Source organism: Microcoleus sp. CAWBG58 (assembly GCF_020883045.1).
Taxonomy (GTDB): domain Bacteria; phylum Cyanobacteriota; class Cyanobacteriia; order Cyanobacteriales; family Microcoleaceae; genus Microcoleus.
In genome coordinates this window covers 53,550-71,269 of sequence record NZ_JAHRFA010000035.1, presented here as the reverse complement: position 1 = coordinate 71,269, position 17,720 = coordinate 53,550, and the positions used below count along the sequence as shown (strand labels likewise).

Sequence of the window (17,720 nt, the reverse complement as noted above, 5' to 3'; positions counted from 1 at the left end):
GTTGACAGTTGACAGTTGACAGTTGACAGTTGACAGTTGACAGTTGACAGTTGACAGTTGACAGTTGACAGTTGACAGTTGACAGTTGACAGTTGACAGTTGACAGTTGACAGTTGACAGTTGACAGCTACCTTTACCCTTAAGTCCGAGGATTGGAGTAATGAATAGTCTGATTTTAATTTATCCCGATCGCGATTTGGGCTTTCAACCAATTCTTTCTGGTAAGGAGGGGATACTTTTAGTTTAGCTTGCGGTTGTCAGAAGGACGATCGCACCCCAGCGCCAGCAATTGCGATTTTGCACCCTCGAAGCGGTTTCAACCGCTATCTTCAATCTACAAACCCAACTCAATTACTCTAAAATCTTGTTGGGTGATGAAATTAGCTTGCACGCCGTTGAGAGTAGCTAAGATTTTATCTGTGTTGGCAATTTTGATTAAAGTCGCACCGCCATTTTGAACTATGCTGAGTCGATCGACCTTTAAGCCTCCCGTCAAAACCAATAAATCCTCACCTTGCCTAAAATCAGCTATTACATCGCCACTTTCACCCGCAGTCAATAAAAAGTAATCGCGCCCGCTTCCCCCTTGCAGCGTATCTTGTCCTAAATCTCCAATCAACCAGTCGTCACCGCTTCCTCCCATCAAAGTATCATTACCCTTGCCACCGTAAAGAGTATCGTTACCCTCACCGCCACACAATTTATCCGCATATTCGCCACCAAAAATTAGATCCTTGCCACTACCGCCACACAAATAATCTTTTTGACTGCTACCATCCGTCGGAATCTTGTTAATATCTCCGAAAATTGTATCGTCGCTGTCGCCACCGCAGATGGTGTCACTTCCCAAATCTCCTAACAGCAAATCATTGCCGGATTCGCCACAAATTAGATCGTTATCTTTGCCGCCGTGGATGGTGTCATTGCCATCGCCACCAACAAGAGTATCTTCGCTTTCTTGCCCGTATAAAAGGTCGTTGCCATCATCCCCAAACAGCAAATCTTTTCCTGTTAAATCACCATCAGACGAGTCAGAAGTGCCACCAAATAAACTGTCATTACCTCGATCGCCAAACAAGGTATCGTTGCCTTTGTCTCCCCACACTATGTCATCATCTTTGCCTGCGATCGCCCGATCGTCATTTTTGCCCGCATAAATAACATCATTCCCAGCATCCCCGACAATGTAGTCGTTATCTTCGTTGCCAAATATCGTGTCGCTGTCTGCATCCGCGCCTACAGGAACAGGGCTGAGAAGGCCGCCGTAAATATTGTCTCTGCCGAATAAGCCTATTAGCAAGTCGTTGCCACTAAAACCGTTGATGCTGTCATTAATATCGCTGCCGGTGAGAGTATCTTTACCGTCAGTACCGTTGAGGGTGTTTGCAGCGATATTCGGGCCGGGAATGGCTGTGCGATCGGGTAAATTGATGCGATCGCACGCACAGTCTTCAACAGCAGCAGGAATTACCGCAGGTATTGGGGTTTCGGTTGGTGGAGGTGCGATGGGAACGATCGGCATTTCTCCAGGCGTTGGTGTCGGCATCTGTAGGGGCGGTGCCCCCGTGCCCGCCCCGGTTGGCGTCGGAGTCGGAATTGCGATCGGTGTGCGAATGGGTGCGATCGGCGTCGGAGTTGGAGTGGGTGTTGCGATCGGAGTTGGCGTCGGCATCTGTAGGGGCGGTGCCCCCGTGCCCGCCCCGGTTGGCGTGGGAGTGGGAGTTTCCGCTGGCGTCGGTGTGGGAATTGCGATCGGAGTTGGCGTCGGCATCTGTAGGGGCGGTGCCCCCGTGCCCGCCCCGGTTGGCGTGGGAGTGGGAGTTTCCGCTGGCGTGGGAGTGGGAATTGCGATCGGATTTGGCGTGGGAGTGGGAGTTTCCGCTGGCGTGGGAGTGGGAATTGCGATCGGAGTTGGCGTCGGCATCTGTAGGGGCGGTGCCCCCGTGCCCGCCCCGGTTGGCGTGGGAGTATTGTCTAAAATAGTCAAAATAGCAGTAGAATTCTTTCCCAAAATCGCACCATTGCTAGGCAAACTCAAGCTGAGATTAACAGTTTCATCGCCTTCTAATAACGAGTCGTCAACAATTGGTACAGTGAAAGTTTTCTGAGTTTCACCGATCGCAAAATTCAGCCTACCCGATGCAGCAGTATAATCGTTGCCAGCATTAGCAGTGGCGTTCGAGGTACTGTAACTCACATCAGCAGCAACATCAGTATTTGTGCGAATGACAGTAATTGTGGCAACAGTACCGTTTTCCCTGGCAGTGTAGTTAGCGGTACTGAAGTTAAACGCGCCTGCACTCTTAACGCTAATGTTTACTGCAACCGGCGAAGACTCAAGGATTCCGTCATTAAGCTTGTATGTAAAGCTGTCTGTCCCCGAGAAGCCCGTATTGGGAGTATAGGTAAAAGAGCCGTTTTTATTTAATATGAGATTGCCTTTGTTGGGCAAAGCAACCGGGGTGGCTGTCAGCGGGTTGCCGTCGGGGTCGATGTCATTGGCCAAGACGCCCGCGATCGCATCCACGTTGAGAACACTGCTATCCAATGTACTGTAACTGTCTGGATTGGCGATCGGCGATCGGTTGATGATAGTGATATTGACGGGTACCGAAGCAGACGTTAATACCCCGTCAGAGATGTTGTAACTGAACTTGTCTGTACCAACAAAACCCGGATTGGGAGTATAGCTAAAAGAACCGTCAGCCTTGAAATTTACCTTGCCGTTGTTGGGCGCCGCATCGAGTTTAGCAGTTAGAATGTCGCCGTCGGAGTCGATGTCATTAGCCAAGAGTCCGGGGGCTGAAATATTGAGTGTTTTGTCGCGGGGAATTGTGTAGCTGTCGCTATTTGCCTGCGGTGGTTGATTCGTGACATTGATACTTACGGGAGTATTTGCAGTCGTTAAAACTCCGTCACTGATGTTGTAGCTAAATTCGTCCAAACCGACAAAACTCGAATTTGGAGTATAGCTAAAGGAACCGTCAGTATTGAAATTGACCTTGCCGTTTTTGGGTAATATTATCAGTTTGGCAGTTAATGGATCGCGATCGGCGTCGCTGTCGTTGCCCAAAACTCCGGGGGCTGAAACATTCAGTATTTTATTGTGGGGAGTGTTGTAGCGATCGCTATTTGCTTGAGGCTGCTGATTCGTGACATTGATACTTACCGGAGTCTCCGCAGTCGTAGATGCCCCGTCGCTGATGTTGTAGCTAAATTCATCCAAGCCGACAAAACCTTGATTCGGAGTATAGCTAAAGGAACCATCAGTGTTGAAATTGACCTTGCCGTTTTTGGGTAATGTTACCAGTTTGGCAGTTAACGGGTCGCGATCGGGGTCGCTGTCGTTACCCAAGACTCCGGGGGCTGGAATATTGAGTGTCTTGTTGTGGGGAGTGTTGTAGCGATCGCTATTTGCCTGAGGCTGCTGATTCGTGACATTGATACTTACCGGAGTCTCCGCAGTCGTGGATGCCCCATCGCTGATGTTGTAGCTAAATTCCTCCAAGCCGACAAAACCAAGATTTGGAGTATAGCTAAAGGAACCGTCAGCGTTGAAATTGACCTTGCCGTTTTTGGGTAATGTTACCAGTTTGGCAGTTAACGGGTCGCTGTTGGGGTCGCCGTCGTTGCCCAAGACTCCGGGGGCTGGAATATTGAGTGTCTTGTTGTGGGGAGTGTTGTAGCGATCGCTATTTGCCTGAGGCTGCTGATTCGTGACATTGATCTTGACCGGCACCGAAACAGGTGGGTTGATGCCGTCAGTGACGCTGTAGCTGAAGTTGTCTGTACCGATAAAACCTGGATTGGCAATATAGCTGAAGGAACCGTCAGCCTTGAAATTGACCTTGCCGTTGTTGGGAAGTGACTCCACTGTGGCAGTCAAGGGGTCGCCGTCGGGGTCAATGTCATTGGCCAGGACTCCGGGGGCTGGAACATTCAGTGCCTTGGTGTGGAGAGTTGTATAGTTGTCACTATTTGCTACTGGCGGCTGGTTGGTTAGCAACTTGGTGACGTTGATATTCACCGAAATGGCAGGAGATGCCAATATGCCGTCACTGATGGTGTAGCTGAAAATGTCTGTACCGGCAAAACCCGGATTGGGAGTATAGCTGAAGGAACCATCAGCCTTAAAATCGACCTTGCCATTTTTGGGGCCAGTTGATAAAGTTGCCGTCAGGGGGTCGCCGTCGAGGTCGCTGTCGTTGCCTAAGACGCCTGCGATCGCAGAAATGTTGAGGGCGGTATCAAGTGAGGTACTGTAATTGTCTGTTTGTCCGGCAGGCGGTTGATTGGTGACAGTGAGGTTGACCGCAACAGCCCCAGACGGCGATACTCCCTCGCTGACGCTGTAGCTGAAGTTGTCTGGCCCGGCAAAACCCGCATTCGGAGTATAGCTGAATGAACCGTCAGCGTTGAAGTTGACTTTGCCGTTGATTGGATTTGACAATAGCTTGGCTGTCAGGATGTCGCCGTCAGGGTCGCTGTCGTTGCCTAATACTCCCGGGGCTTGCTGGTTGAATACCTTGGTGTGGGGAATTGTGTATTTGTCTGTTTGTCCAGTCGGTGGCTGGTTGGTGACATTGAGGTTAACCGCAATAGCCCCAGACGGCGATACTCCGTCGCTGACGCTGTAGGTGAAATTGTCTGGGCCGGCAAAACCCGCATTGGGAGTATAGCTGAAGGAACCGTCCGCCTTAAAATCAACCTTGCCGTTACTGGGATTTGACAATAACTTGGCTGTCAGGATATCGCCGTCGGGGTCGCTGTCGTTACCTAAAACTCCGGGGGCTTGTTGGTTGAATACCTTGGTGTGGGGAATTGTGTATTTGTCTGTTTGTCCCGCAGGCAGTTGGTTGCTGACATTGAGGTTGACGAAAACAGCCCCAGACGGCGATACTCCGTCGCTGACGCTGTAGGTGAAGTTGTCTGGGCCGGCAAAACCCGCATTCGGAGTATAGCTGAATGAACCGTCACTGTTGAATTTAACCAGGCCGTTGTTTGGGCTTAACAATAATTTGGCAGTCAGGGGGTCGCCGTCGGGGTCGCTGTCGTTGCCTAATACTCCGGGGGCTTGCTGGTTGAATACCTTGGTGTGGGGAATTGTGTATTTGTCTGTTTGTCCAGCAGGCGCCAAGTTGGTGACAGTGAGGTTGACCGCAACAGCCCCAGACGGCGATACTCCGTCGCTGACGCTGTAGCTAAAGTTGTCTGGCCCGGCAAAACCCGCATTCGGAGTATAGCTGAATGAACCGTCAGCGTTGAAGTTTACTTTGCCGTTGATTGGATTTGACAATAGCTTCGCCGTCAAAATATCGCCGTCGGGGTCGCTGTCGTTGCCTAATACTCCGGGGGCTTGCTGGTTGAATACCTTGGTGTGGGGAATCGTGTAATTGTCTGTTTGTCCAGCAGGCGCCAAGTTGGTGAGGTTGATGACGAAAGTTTGATTGGCGGATGTATCGACACCACCGTTAGCTGTACCGCCATTATCTTTGAGATTGATAGCGATCTTAGCACTGCCGATCGCACCCACGGCCGGTGTAAATGTTAGCGTGCCCGCTGAGTCGATCGCAGGCGGTACGCTAAACAAAGCAGCATTGTCATTCCCGACTACTTGAAAAGCCACAGTTTGTCCCGACTCGTTGGCGGGGCCTGGAGAAATTGCCGTCGCCCATCCGGGGACTGTTTGCGCGCTGGAGTTACTCTTGAGAGTGCGATCGCCCCCTTTGACAAACGAAGGTACATCATTGACGGGATTAACTGCAATCGTCGGTGCGATCGAATTAGTGCTAAACGGCGTTGTTCCTCCAGTAACTGAAGCGTTCACACCCACAGTACCGTTACCAACTCCATTCGTTCCATCCCACGCCCGCACCGTAATCGTTGGTTCGCTGCCAGCGATACTGTAATAATTTGGGTTGGGTACAAAGCGGACTTTCGCAGGCATTTGCAGAGAAACCCGCGTTAAGTTGATGTTAGATTGAGCTGAGTTTGTGTAGTCTCCGAGAAATAGAAAATTAGCAGTTTCATAGGGGTCGATCGGGCCAGTAAATGCAGCATAATTTCGCAGCGGCCCCGTTAGTATAACATTATTACTGCCGTCCGAAAGAGAGTAATTGTCACCTAAAACTTTCAGAGTATAGTTAGTAGCAAGATTTGTATTGTAAGCAGCATTTTCGGCTGCCAGAAATAAGCTATTAAGTTGCCCGCCAGGATTCGGAGTAATTCCATCTGCTTGAGCAAAGATATTGCCCGTAGTTGCAGATAACTGTTGGAAACCGATTTCAATTGCTTTTTTATCGCTGGTAACGGCAACAATACTAAAACCCGCCCGATTCGCATTAGTACGGGATTCCGAGATAATTTGCAGATTAAAAGACAGGCTAAATCCCTGCGTGCGATCGAGCGGTGGAAATAGCGGACTTAAGGGATTATTTGTATAGCCAGCATAGATATTATTGGCAGCCGTACTGTTTAAATTAACTCCATTACCGCTTAATATTTCTGAAGCAATAGTGGTAGGAGCAATAATATTTGAGTTTGTCAAAGACAGCCAATTTTGAGAATTGGGAGTGCTGCCAAGCAAGCCATTATAAAGAGGCGTCGGGCCGAGTATTGTTGCTGAAATTGGCGACAATGGGCCGAAATTTGTCCAAGTATTGCCATTAGTTGAAAATTGCCAATTGCCGTTAGTATTGTCTGCTGCTGTGACTGCGACACCCAACGGATCGCCATTAACATCAGCGCCTAACTGGCTAGTGATATTGAAAATACTAAAACCCGTGTTAGCTACATTTGCTATGTCTTCATTTATGGCGGTTAAACTATTAGCATTATAATTTGTTAAAGTTGGAGCGCTGTTGACCTGCGGGTTGCGGAGGCTGTTAATATAAATAGTGTTAATTCCGAAATTGGGTACGCCGATCGAACCTACACTATTGACAGCATAATTAGCAGTTTTGTTCACACCGCCGATCGCACTCATGAATTCGACATTACCACCGTTATTACCACCGTTATTCGGAGCGGCAATTTTTACCTTAGCTGCATTGCCAAATGTTTGCAAACCAGTTGTCGGCCAGGCGATCGAATCAACAGAAGTAATTCCCGTACTGCTAGTATCTACCCAAACAGTATCTGACCCTGCAAAATCTCCTCCTAGTCGGTTATTGGCGACTAAAACATTATTTAGATATGTACCACCTGCACCGTTATTTATCAACAATTTAATGTTCCAATCAGCATCATTCCCGCCAGGAACTGGATTGTAGCTAATATCATTGACTGGAATCACATTTGAGCCACCTATCACAATTATTGTTCCTGCCTTGAAGACAGAAGCAATATTCGCCATATTCACAAATTGATAAGCAGAAAGTTTAAATTCTGGCGGATCTTGCGAATCGCCAATAAAATAGGATTGAAGCTGAGCTACTGTTAAGTCTTCAGTTAGTAAAATTTCCACATACTCGTCGCCCTGAAAATTGCCGTCACGGCGGAATTCATTAATAATTATCTGTCCCATTTCGATGTGCCTATATTTAATATAAGAATCCAATCGAATGTGGCAAGCACATTCAACTCCGTCCAAAATTCAAGCAGGAGAGTATTTTGTTCTCTACCGATAACCTGCCTTTTAGTTCAGTCGTAGGGTGCGTCAAACTATTTGCTTGACACATCACAAAAAATGTGAAAAGCTAGCGCACCCTACCCGAATGCCGGATTAGATGATTAAGAGATTCACGCAGTAGGGAAAATCTCAGTTTTACATTTACAGTCCTGTCCCCGCTCGCCTATTGTACAATAGGCGAGCGGGGACAGGACTACAATAAAAAAATGCTTTTTACAAAACTGAGATGCTATCTTTGTTTATTAAACCGAGACAACTCGACGCTGGAACTAAACTATTGACAAATTTCTGACCTTACCCATTCCGATTTAACTCTTAAACACTTCATCTTCGATTCCCACCCACCATTCGCCCAAATTCATTAAATCTTGGTGAAGATCGGTAAGTTCTCTAAGATATTCTTCAGTAGAAATCTGCGATCGCCTTTCTTGCAATTTTTTCATCCGGAGTTGCACCAACAGCCACGGTTTGGAAATGCCATCGGTTGCTTCAATATATTTGGCTAGATCTTTGCTGTTCATGGTAATTATTGATTAGTGATTAGTCAATAAGGTTTGTAGTGCGGACTTTAGTCCGCAGCATGAGAACGGACTAAAGTCCGCTTTTGCGGACATCAATAAGGTTTGTAGTGCGGACTTTAGTCCGCAGCATGAGAACGGACTAAAGTCCGCTTTTGCGGACATCAATAAGGTTTGTAGTGCGGACTTTAGTCCGCAGAATGAGAACGAACTAAAGTCCGCTTTTGCGGACTATCTGTAATCAGAAGTCTGAATGTTTTTCAACTTCGCTGCATATTTCATGCCGTATTCCGGGCGGCAAAAGCGATCGATCTGAGACTCGAAAAACGCCCGATTTGCCTTCAAATGTTTCGGATTCGGGTCATCCAAAGGATACAGCAGCGCCGTCCGCAAAGCTTGAATTACCGCCGAAGTAACGCAGTACATCGATCGCTGGAACGTCACCCCAATCTGATTCAGGATATCATCTTCGCCGCGGCATCGGTGTTTGTAGAAATCCATCAAATAAGGCGGCAGGAAGTGCAGCATATCTTGGGCTAGCAGCGTCGGCGGGATGCCGGCAGTTCCTACAGGGAATTTATCTGCATACAAAATACCGTAGTGGAAGTCTTTTTGGTCGTCGGGAACTTCCTTGGCTTGCGCGTTGTAAGATTTGGTTCCCCGGAACGGCGAAGTGCGGTAAAATACCGATTCTACGTAGGGTAGCGCTGCTTCGTACAGCCAAGTGAAACCTTTTGATTTCGGGATGATTTCGTAGGTTTCGCCGTCGATGAGAACGTGGTGGTAAATCGGACGACCGGCGATCGCAAATATACCATTTACCAGGAAATCCATCGCCTGCGGGACTGTAGTAACTTTGCCTTCGTCGTACAAGTCGGAAACTTCAAAAAACACGGGTGCCATTACTTCCCAGAATAAACCGAGGTTGCTGTAATAAGACATCTGGCGGCACTGTTCCAAAAACATTTCGGGGAATGCTTTGTGCAGGGCTAGCATGAACGGGTCTTTTTTGAAGTAAGCTTTAATAGCGCGATCGGCATTTGCTTTGTATTCGTCGCTGTCGAGATAGGGGTCAAACTGATTGACAGGAACGTACATCCCCCGGTGCCACAGCATTGACCTCATGCACTCTTCGGCAAATTCCATGTTAATGCGATCGTGCCACAAATGGTGAAACAAACGTGGCTTTTTGCCAGTTTCTCCATTTTCCATGAACTCCAAAAGTTCCGGGTGTGCGCTTCCAGTCCCCCGCCAAATCCGTAAATCTGCACCGTCACCTGAATAGTGATTTTGCAAGTCTAAATACTCCTGGGGTAAGAAGTATTTAAAGAAAGGAAGCGGGTTTAAAAATACCCGTTCCGCGATGTAAAGTAAATCCCGCCAATAGAAATCCATCGGTACCGCGTAGGCCTTCCAAATCGCGATGATTTGCATCAGATTTTCCGGCGTATCTGGAATCATCGCGCCGCCAGCTTCCAGTCTGTGAATGATTTCGGCAAATTCGTGCTTGGAAGGAGGCAGTTTAGTTGCTGGTTTACTAGGGGTTTGTACCATTTTTAGTTTCTCCTAATGAATAGCAATATTATTTGGACAATTTGAACCCTGGATTCTTATTTTTCTGTCCCGGAAAAGCTGCCTTTTGTTCTCGACCCGACTTTAGTCGTTACTGAGGGAATCAGAAATCAATTTTTGACGCAACCGCATAGCATGAAAGATACTCAAAACATCATGCTTCCACTCTGGCAATAGCAATGTCATAGCAATCTCTTCTACAGTATGAATGATGCCAGAAATAATAGCTAGCCACAGGGGAATTCCAGCGTAGTTAAAGCCGAAAAGAGCAAGAGTAGCAATTAACAGAGTTATTCCCCAAAATTTAGCGGAGTAGGTGTGGTAGCTGGCTGGTTTACCATATTTTAGCAAATTAACAATCCACCATACCAACTGTACAAAAACTACAGCCAGCAGCGGTACTTGAAAGGCTATTACCAAATCTTTATGCACCAGCCACGCACTGACAAATACGCAGATATAGAAGCAGACATCAGCCCAACTATCGGCTTGACGTAATTGTTGATTACTGACGCCGATGCGTCTGGCAATAATGCCATCGAAGATATCTGAGAAAAACCCAACTAAGTAACCGATGTTGACAGTTGACAGTTGACAGTTGACAGTTGACAGTTGGTTGAAATTACCAATGACTAATGACTAATGACTAATGACTAATGACTAATGACTAATGACTAATGCCCAATGCCCAATGCCCAATGCCCAATGCCCAATGACTGATGACTGCTGTTCGCGAGCGGGGACAGCACTAATGCTGTTCGCGAGCGGGGACAGCACTAATGACTAATGACCAATGACTAATGACTAATAACTGATTTCTGCTGCTGATACTTGACAGCTACTTGAGAATATCTGCCCGTTGATAGAGTTACTGCCATTGCATTTGTAGTGGATTCGCTCCACTTCAGCAGCCACACCGGTTGCACTCCCAAGAAGAAAATTATCGCCGCTAAAACTAGGGCTGGCAGATTTTCGGCAAACTTCACTGGAGGATAGTAAGCCGTGGCATTGTCCAACTTGCCAAAACAAGTGCGGTTGAGCAGAATTACAAAGTAAACTGCTGTTAACCCGGAGGCTAAAATGCACAGTAAAGTCGGAATTGGAAATGTTGAAAAACTGCCTTGAAATACTAAAAATTCGGCGATAAAACCGACTAAACCGGGAATTCCGGCGCTTGCCATGCCGCCCAAAACTAACAGCGAACTTGCTGTGGGTAAACCGCGCATCGGATTCATTAAGCCGTTGAGCACGTCCAAATCCCGGGTACCGGCTTTGGCTTCGATGATGCCTACGAGATAAAACAGCAAGGCTAAAATCAAGCCGTGGCTTACCATTTGCCCGACAGCACCGATTAAGGCGAGTTTGGTGCCGGCGGCGCAGGCGACGAGGATGTAGCCCATATGCCCGATCGAACTATAGGCTACCATGCGCTTGATATCTTTTTGGGCGATCGCGCTTAAAGCACCGTACATCACGCTCACCGTACCGATTATCGCTAAACCAGGAGCGACAATCGACCAAGTTTCGGGGAACATCTGCAAACCAAACCGCACTAAGCCGTAAGTTCCCAATTTCGCCAAAACTCCTCCCAACAGAATTGCTGTTGCTGGCGAAGCTTCAACGTAGGCATCCGGGAGCCAAGTGTGCAGGGGCACTAAAGGAATTTTAATTGCCAACCCAAATAGGACAATTGTTAGCAAGATTAATTGCGTGTTTAAGGGCAAATCTTGAGTAGTAATTGCACTGTAATCGAAGTTTAAAGACCCACTCAGCCAAGCTACACCCAAAAATCCTGCTAAAACTAAAAGTCCCGAAACTGCCGTGTAAATCAGAAACTTCATCGCAGCGTATTCGCGCTGCTTGCCACCCCAAATCGCAATCAACAGGTAAAAAGGAAGTAATTCTAGTTCGTAAAATAAAACGAACAGCAGCAAATTTTGAGACATCAAAGCTCCCGCCACCCCCGCATTGATCAACAAAATCAAAGCGTAGTAAAGCTGGGGGCGAGCAATGCCTTCACCAGTACCGTAAATCACTAATAGCGTCAGCAATCCGGTTAAAACTAGCAGTGGCAAAGATAAGCCATCAATTCCCAAGTTGTAGCTCAAACCCAATTGCGGAATCCAAGGCAAATATTCTTGAAATTGTAGCCCTGAATTTGTCGTGTCAAATTGAGTAAGCAGCCAGAGATTCAACAGGAAAACGGCAGCAGCAAAGACTGAAGCGACGGAGCGCACCCGCATCGCATTCATTTTTCCGGGCAAGAACCCGACTACCGCAGCGCCCAACGCAGGCAACCAGAGCAATGCACTAAGCATAATGTGTGAAGAGTGAAGAGTAAAGAATCAATTTTGTACGCTTTTGCGCTTAATTAAGTTGAGAATGAGCTGTGAATCTTCACCCAAATTATTGAGCGCAAATTACATCATGACTCAGTCAAAATATTGACTGCACCCGTGTCTAAATCGTAATATCCACCAATAACCTTCAGCTTGTTCTCTTCAATTAACTTTGAGATAACTGGAGATGCTTTCAACCTTTTAGTTTGCAGCACCACATTGGCTTTTGAGGCATTTTCTAGACGGTCGCCTGCTTGGCCTTTCGAGCTTTCTACAGCAGGCTTAATTGCTTCGAGCAAACTGCCAATTTGACCGGGAACTTGAGCGCCTTTGATGGTTGCATCTACCGCACCGCAACGTTTGTGGCCGATTACTACCAGCACTTTTGCTCCCAACACCAGTGTGCCAAATTCCAGGCTGCCAATTTCTTCTGGAGTAGCCACATTTCCGGCTACCCGACAGACAAATAAATCGCCCAATCCTTGGTCGAAGATAATCTCAGAAGGAAAGCGGGAATCTGCACAGCCAAGAATAGCAGCAAATGGTTTTTGAGATTTGGCAACTTCGGCAAGGCGAGGTAAGTCTTGGTTCGGACTTTGGCGTTTTCTGTTAACAAACCGCTTGTTCCCCTCCATCAATTTTGCCAAAGCTGCATCGGGACTCATCTCATTTTGAGCAATTGCTGGTTCGGGTGCAGCTACGTCAGCGCCTACTCGTGCTGCTAGTATTCCTGTACCTATTGCTCCTGCGACAAATTTGAGGGAGTTGCGCCGGGAAAGATTTACTTGTCTGCGATCGTCTTTCATGTATTCTGCCTTGTTGGATTGAGATTTGAAATCTTTATTCAAGACTTCATTTATTTAAGATTTTAGGTTAAAAGTGTCACCTAAAATCTTCAACTTTATATCTCTTTACCCGCCGACAATCAGCGACAGGCGAGCCAACAGAGGCCAGCTTACGAGCAATCCCAAAAGTGCCACTCCGAACAGAATTGTCAGGGCATAAAACTGAGTTTGACCGCTAACGTTGTATTTGAGGCTTTGCCCGCCGAAAACTGTGGCAAAACCGATTAAGTTAACGAATCCGTCAACAATATTACGATCGAACCAGGATATGATTTGGGAAACCAGACCGACTGCAAATATTACTGTCACGCGGTAAAGTTGGGCGGTGTAAAAGTCGTAGGCAAAGAAGTCTTGCACGGCTTGAGAACCAATTCGCACTGGTTTTTCCCACTTTTCGTTCAGGTAAATAAATGCTCCGGCACCAATGCCGATCGCACTTGACAAAGCTAACAGCCCGGCCGCAGTATAATTTAAAGTTGCCAAAGGCAGCAATTTCCAGGCGGCGAGCAAGTGTGGGACGTGCAAGGTAAATCCCATTAACACTGTCATCGGCAAGACAAAAGGCCAGGCAACTTCGGGCGAACGTTCGGTCATTTGCTTGGGTTTGCCACCGAAAACTAAACCGAAAACGCGGACTAAGCCAAAAGCAGTTACGCCGTTCACAAACAGCACTACTACTAACAGTGAAGGATGAGTTTTAGCAAGCCCGCCTGCTAATTCTGATAAAGCCCAGAAGCAGCCGAAGGGTGGCAGGCCCATCACTCCAGCGGCGCCAACAAGAAACGATATTCCCGATATCGGCCGCTTCGCCCACAAACCGCCGAGATATCGGACATCCTGAGTGATGCTGTTCCAAACTACTGAACCGATGCTCATTACCAACAAACCCATTGCTAGGGTGTAGGCAAAGATTAATGTCAAAGCTGTGTGGGTTTGTCCGGTACCGACGGCGATAAAGACTAAGCCCATGTAAGAGCTGACTATATAGGAAAGCGTGCGCTTGATGTCGATTTGGGCGATCGCAATTAAAGACGCACCCACCGCCGTTGCAGCACCCACAATAATAGTTGTCTTCAGCCCCACGGGCGACAAAGCAATCACGGGCTGCAATTTAATCAAAATCCAAGCGCCGGTTTCCACAACCACCGTGTTCCGCAAAATCGTTGCCGGCAAAGGGCCTTCCATCGCCTCATCCAGCCACAGGTGCAGGGGAAACTGAGCGCATTTGCCCATCGGCCCAGCAATCAAAGTTAAACTCAACAGCGTCGCCACTGTGGGGTCAATGTTTGCAGTCTTAGCCCAAACTGCCAACTCGTCAAAATTCCAAGTTCCAGCCAGCGGCAGAATTGCGACTACTCCCATCAACAGGAATAAGTCTCCTACCCGCTTAGTCAAGAAAGCATCGCGGGCGCCCGTCACCACCAAAGACTGGTTGAACCACAGCCCGATTAGCAGGTAAGTTCCCAGAGTCAGGACTTCCAGAATCATGTAGCTGAAAAACAGAGAGTTCGACAATACCAAGCCGCACATCCCCGCTTCAAACAGCCCCATCAGGGAAAAGAACCTAGCCCAGCCCCAGTCCATTTCCATGTAGCCGACTGCATAAATCTGCGCCAGAAAATTCAGTCCCGTAATCAAAACTGTCGCCCCGACGGTGACAGCAGAAATGTCTACGGGAATGGTTAAGTCTAAACCTGCCACATTCAGCCAGGGAATGAACTGGTGTTGTGCCGGTTGGTTCCAGATGGCTGTCAGGGCGATGACGCCGTGGGCGAAAGCGAAGAGAGTTAAGATGGCGTTCACGTAACCGGAGGGTCTAGGCCCCGTGCGGCGAGTTACTGCTGGAAACCACAATATCGACAGAAATGCGCCGATAAGTGGATAGCAAGGTATAAACCAAACGGTCTGGAGTAGGATTTGAGCCATTGGCACTACCTGTAATTGTTACAAAAATTTAAAAATCTGAGAATAATCTCGACGCCAGAAGGCTGAGCTCATTCGCCAGAAGTAAAGATATTTTGGCGGTAAATGCGAGTTTTTCGTCGTTCTGAAACCGCCCGTGGCAAAATACACTTATTAATTTTATATTAAGGATTGCCTGAAATTTTCATAAAAAAGCTCGGTAAGTGGGAAACTCAGAGTCTTTAGACCTGAGAGGGAAACGACGCGGGGGAATGAGAGTCCCCGTCAATCCCCTTACGGGGTTGGAGGGGTATGGTTGCCCCTCCCTTTCGAGGCATAGTTGCCTCAGTCTCCCTTCCGGGGTAATGTTTGCCTCGACCTGGTTATGAAGGCTTGTTAGACCTACGACACTGTTTCAGTGACTTTAAAACTGTTTAATCGCAGGTGACAGAGCGGCAAACTGGCGTCGCATTCGCCGGTGTCATGACCGGTGGGGGACGTCTCCTCGCCATCAAGGGGTCTGGTCAGAACAGCTTGCAATTTCTTGCAAGCTCAGTGGCGTTGATTCCCTGAGTTCCTGACATTTCCTAATTCAGCATACTTAATATACAGATAAATTGTACTTATCGGATGTCAAGCTGGGATTATCAGTATTAGTGTTATTGAAGATTTAGAGGTGTCACATTATACTAAGGAAGATTTGTCAATCCTACTTTTGATATAGATAGGCTTGAACGGAGGGAAAATTACTCAGCAACGCTCGTGTATCAAAGAAGTTCGGATGCTACGATCGCGCTGGCAGAAACCCGATTAAAATTCAAGAGAGCGCTCAAGCGCAACAACGTACCTAAAAGATTAAAGTCGCTCAATTTCCCGAGCTAGTTCTGGGAGTTTGGCTTGTCGCTGTCCGATCGCCCTTGCCCTGACATTTATGAGACCGATCGGCGTATTGAACAAATCTACCAGATCGGCACGGGCGATCGCACATTTAGCAGTAGCAACCGGCAATTCCTTTAACAGCCATCTAGCCAGCCGGTACAAATATTCCCTGGAGGTGAATTCTCGCATCAAATCGACACCGTGGAGTTCGTGCAAATATTTATTCGACTCGCCGTAACGATGCCATTGACTTTGTAACTGTTTTATTGTACTGCGGTGGCGGTGTCGGGCGATCGCATTTTCGGCAAAATACATTTTATAGGATGTTTCCCGCAAAATCCGCCAGCACAAATCCGCATCGCCACCGCTCGTAAGGTAGGGGCGAAACAAACCCACTTGTGCTAAAATCTGGCGGCGCACAGCTAAGTTAGCCGTTTGACCGTAGGGACAAAAAGGGTGAGCGAGAGTATGTTGTTGAGATAAAGTATTTTCGCGGGCAGCGTGTTGTTCTAAGAGAGTGTTACCGGGAAGGGCGAGGATTTCACCGCAGGTAATTCCGATTTCTAAGTTAGCCAATGGTTCGACTAAATTTTGCAACCATTGAGGTTCGGGGCGACAGTCGGCGTCGGTAAAAGCGATGATTTCGCCGGTTGAGGCGCGGATTCCTTTGTTTCTGGCGGCGTAGGAACTTTGAATCGTATTTTCGGCGAGATTGCGAATGGTGATTTGATTGAATCCCTCTTGGTTGGGGGATTTGGCTGCTGCTTGGAGGATAGTTGAAGTGCAATCGCGACTTTTGTTGTCTACTAAGAGATATTCTACTCTGTTTGTTGGATAAGTTTGCGATCGCAAACACTCGATCAAATCCGGCAAATCCGTCTCGCCGTTGTAAACAGGTACAACCACCGAAACAATCGGTAAAAACTGCTCGCTGTTCATTAATCCTCTCTGCTGGTTGTTGAGTCAATCAGGACTGAAGTCCTTACTACGAACCAGTTTGTAGTGAGGACTTCAGTCCTATATCTTCAGTTTGTAGTGAGGACTTCAGTCCTATATCTTCAGTTTGTAGCGAGGACTTCAGTCCTATATCTTCAGTTTGTAGTGAGGACTTCAGTCCTATCTATTCAGTTTGTAGTGAGGACTTCAGTCCTATCTGCTAGTTGTTGAGTTAATCAGGAGTCAGGACTTGCATTCCTTATTAGGAACGAATTATCTAATAATTTCCACTTCTGTACCTTTTTGTACAAACTGATACAACTCATCAACATCCTTATTTTCCAGCGAAACGCAGCCCAAAGTCCAATTCGATCGCTCTTTGATAATTTTCTCTGAATTAGCAGGCACGCCGTGAATCCCTACTTCGCTGCCAATACTATCGTACCATTTGATTGTACCTGCTTGCTTGGCTTTGATATGTTTTCGCCAAGATTGTTTGCTGGGATAATCCAGCCAGAGAAATTTCGACCAAACTGCGTGAGGATAAAAATCTTTGATGCTAAAAATTCCTTCCGGCGTCCGCAAATCGCCTTCTTTTAGTTTATCGCCTGCGGGATTGCTGCCAAAGACAACCGGATAAGATTTGACTGGCTTTTTATTTTTATACACAGTCAGCCTGTATTTTGATTTTTCCACCAGGATGGAAATTCTATTTTTATCTAACTTATCCGGTTCGCCTAAAAGTTGTGATAGGGGTTTGCCGTAGTTGAATAAATTATCTGGTGGCAATTGGGTATGTAAAACATTTAACTCATCAGCCGGACAGTTATTTAAGCAAAAAACATCTAAAATGTAGGGAATGGGAACAGCATAACCCAGTCTCACCAGTTTCCAGTAAAACAAGGAACTCGCAGTTAGCAATAGAATGCTGGCAGATGAAGCAATTATCCAAATATTGCCCTGTCTTTTTTTGATTTCCATTCCATTAACTGGGGATATTAATTAGGATCATTTTAACTTATGAGCGTGGAACAGGCATCTTGCCTGTTCCACAACAGATTTAATATTAGTACCAGAGGCATCTTGCCTGTGATTTAGC

Annotated in this window: 10 protein-coding genes; all 10 read right to left on the bottom strand. The window is 47.2% G+C overall.

Annotation, left to right across the window (positions count from 1 at the left end; all coding sequences use genetic code 11):
• The coding region (locus QZ918_RS17270; RefSeq protein ID WP_293337055.1) for a hypothetical protein at window positions 1-212 on the bottom strand (212 nt) is incomplete at its 3' end.
• A 122-nt stretch (window positions 213-334) separates the two neighbouring features.
• Window positions 335-7,525: a cadherin-like domain-containing protein gene (locus QZ918_RS17265; protein WP_293337053.1), complete on the bottom strand. Its 7,191-nt coding sequence runs from the start codon at window positions 7,523-7,525 to the stop codon at window positions 335-337.
• Between the two features lie 413 nt (window positions 7,526-7,938).
• Window positions 7,939-8,151, bottom strand: a complete 213-nt coding sequence (locus QZ918_RS17260) for a hypothetical protein (RefSeq protein WP_293147389.1) — start codon at window positions 8,149-8,151, stop codon at window positions 7,939-7,941.
• Between the two features lie 228 nt (window positions 8,152-8,379).
• The gene (cupA, locus tag QZ918_RS17255) at window positions 8,380-9,702 is read right to left on the bottom strand and encodes a CO2 hydration protein CupA (RefSeq protein WP_293147387.1); all 1,323 of its coding nucleotides are present in this window, start codon (window positions 9,700-9,702) and stop codon (window positions 8,380-8,382) included.
• Between the two features lie 102 nt (window positions 9,703-9,804).
• Complete coding sequence (locus QZ918_RS17250) at window positions 9,805-10,296, bottom strand: CDP-alcohol phosphatidyltransferase family protein (protein ID WP_367275366.1); 492 nt, start codon at window positions 10,294-10,296, stop codon at window positions 9,805-9,807.
• Window positions 10,297-10,517: 221 nt separating this feature from the next.
• On the bottom strand, window positions 10,518-12,038 hold the full coding sequence (locus QZ918_RS17245) for an NADH-quinone oxidoreductase subunit M (RefSeq protein WP_293147384.1): 1,521 nt from the start codon (window positions 12,036-12,038) through the stop codon (window positions 10,518-10,520).
• Window positions 12,039-12,145: 107 nt separating this feature from the next.
• Complete coding sequence (locus QZ918_RS17240; protein WP_367275365.1) at window positions 12,146-12,907, bottom strand: carbonic anhydrase; 762 nt, start codon at window positions 12,905-12,907, stop codon at window positions 12,146-12,148.
• Window positions 12,908-12,970: 63 nt separating this feature from the next.
• Window positions 12,971-14,830 carry an NAD(P)H-quinone oxidoreductase subunit F gene (locus tag QZ918_RS17235; RefSeq protein WP_293147380.1) on the bottom strand — a complete coding sequence of 620 codons (1,860 nt, stop codon included), beginning with the start codon at window positions 14,828-14,830 and terminating at the stop codon, window positions 12,971-12,973.
• An 831-nt stretch (window positions 14,831-15,661) separates the two neighbouring features.
• On the bottom strand, window positions 15,662-16,624 hold the full coding sequence (locus QZ918_RS17230; RefSeq protein ID WP_293337049.1) for a glycosyltransferase family 2 protein: 963 nt from the start codon (window positions 16,622-16,624) through the stop codon (window positions 15,662-15,664).
• Window positions 16,625-16,894: 270 nt separating this feature from the next.
• Window positions 16,895-17,602 carry a L,D-transpeptidase family protein gene (locus QZ918_RS17225; RefSeq protein ID WP_293337047.1) on the bottom strand — a complete coding sequence of 236 codons (708 nt, stop codon included), beginning with the start codon at window positions 17,600-17,602 and terminating at the stop codon, window positions 16,895-16,897.
• Window positions 17,603-17,720: the final 118 nt, after the last annotated feature.

What these genes read in the sequence shown, in the direction of transcription:
- QZ918_RS17235 (WP_293147380.1), bottom strand. Translation starts at nt 14,830, where the DNA reads ATGGCTCAAATCCTACTCCAGACCGTTTGGTTTATACCTTGCTATCCA.
- QZ918_RS17245 (WP_293147384.1), bottom strand. Translation starts at nt 12,038, where the DNA reads ATGCTTAGTGCATTGCTCTGGTTGCCTGCGTTGGGCGCTGCGGTAGTC.
- QZ918_RS17230 (WP_293337049.1), bottom strand. Translation starts at nt 16,624, where the DNA reads ATGAACAGCGAGCAGTTTTTACCGATTGTTTCGGTGGTTGTACCTGTT.
- QZ918_RS17265 (WP_293337053.1), bottom strand. Translation starts at nt 7,525, where the DNA reads ATGGGACAGATAATTATTAATGAATTCCGCCGTGACGGCAATTTTCAG.
- cupA (WP_293147387.1), bottom strand. Translation starts at nt 9,702, where the DNA reads ATGGTACAAACCCCTAGTAAACCAGCAACTAAACTGCCTCCTTCCAAG.
- QZ918_RS17225 (WP_293337047.1), bottom strand. Translation starts at nt 17,602, where the DNA reads ATGGAAATCAAAAAAAGACAGGGCAATATTTGGATAATTGCTTCATCT.
- QZ918_RS17260 (WP_293147389.1), bottom strand. Translation starts at nt 8,151, where the DNA reads ATGAACAGCAAAGATCTAGCCAAATATATTGAAGCAACCGATGGCATT.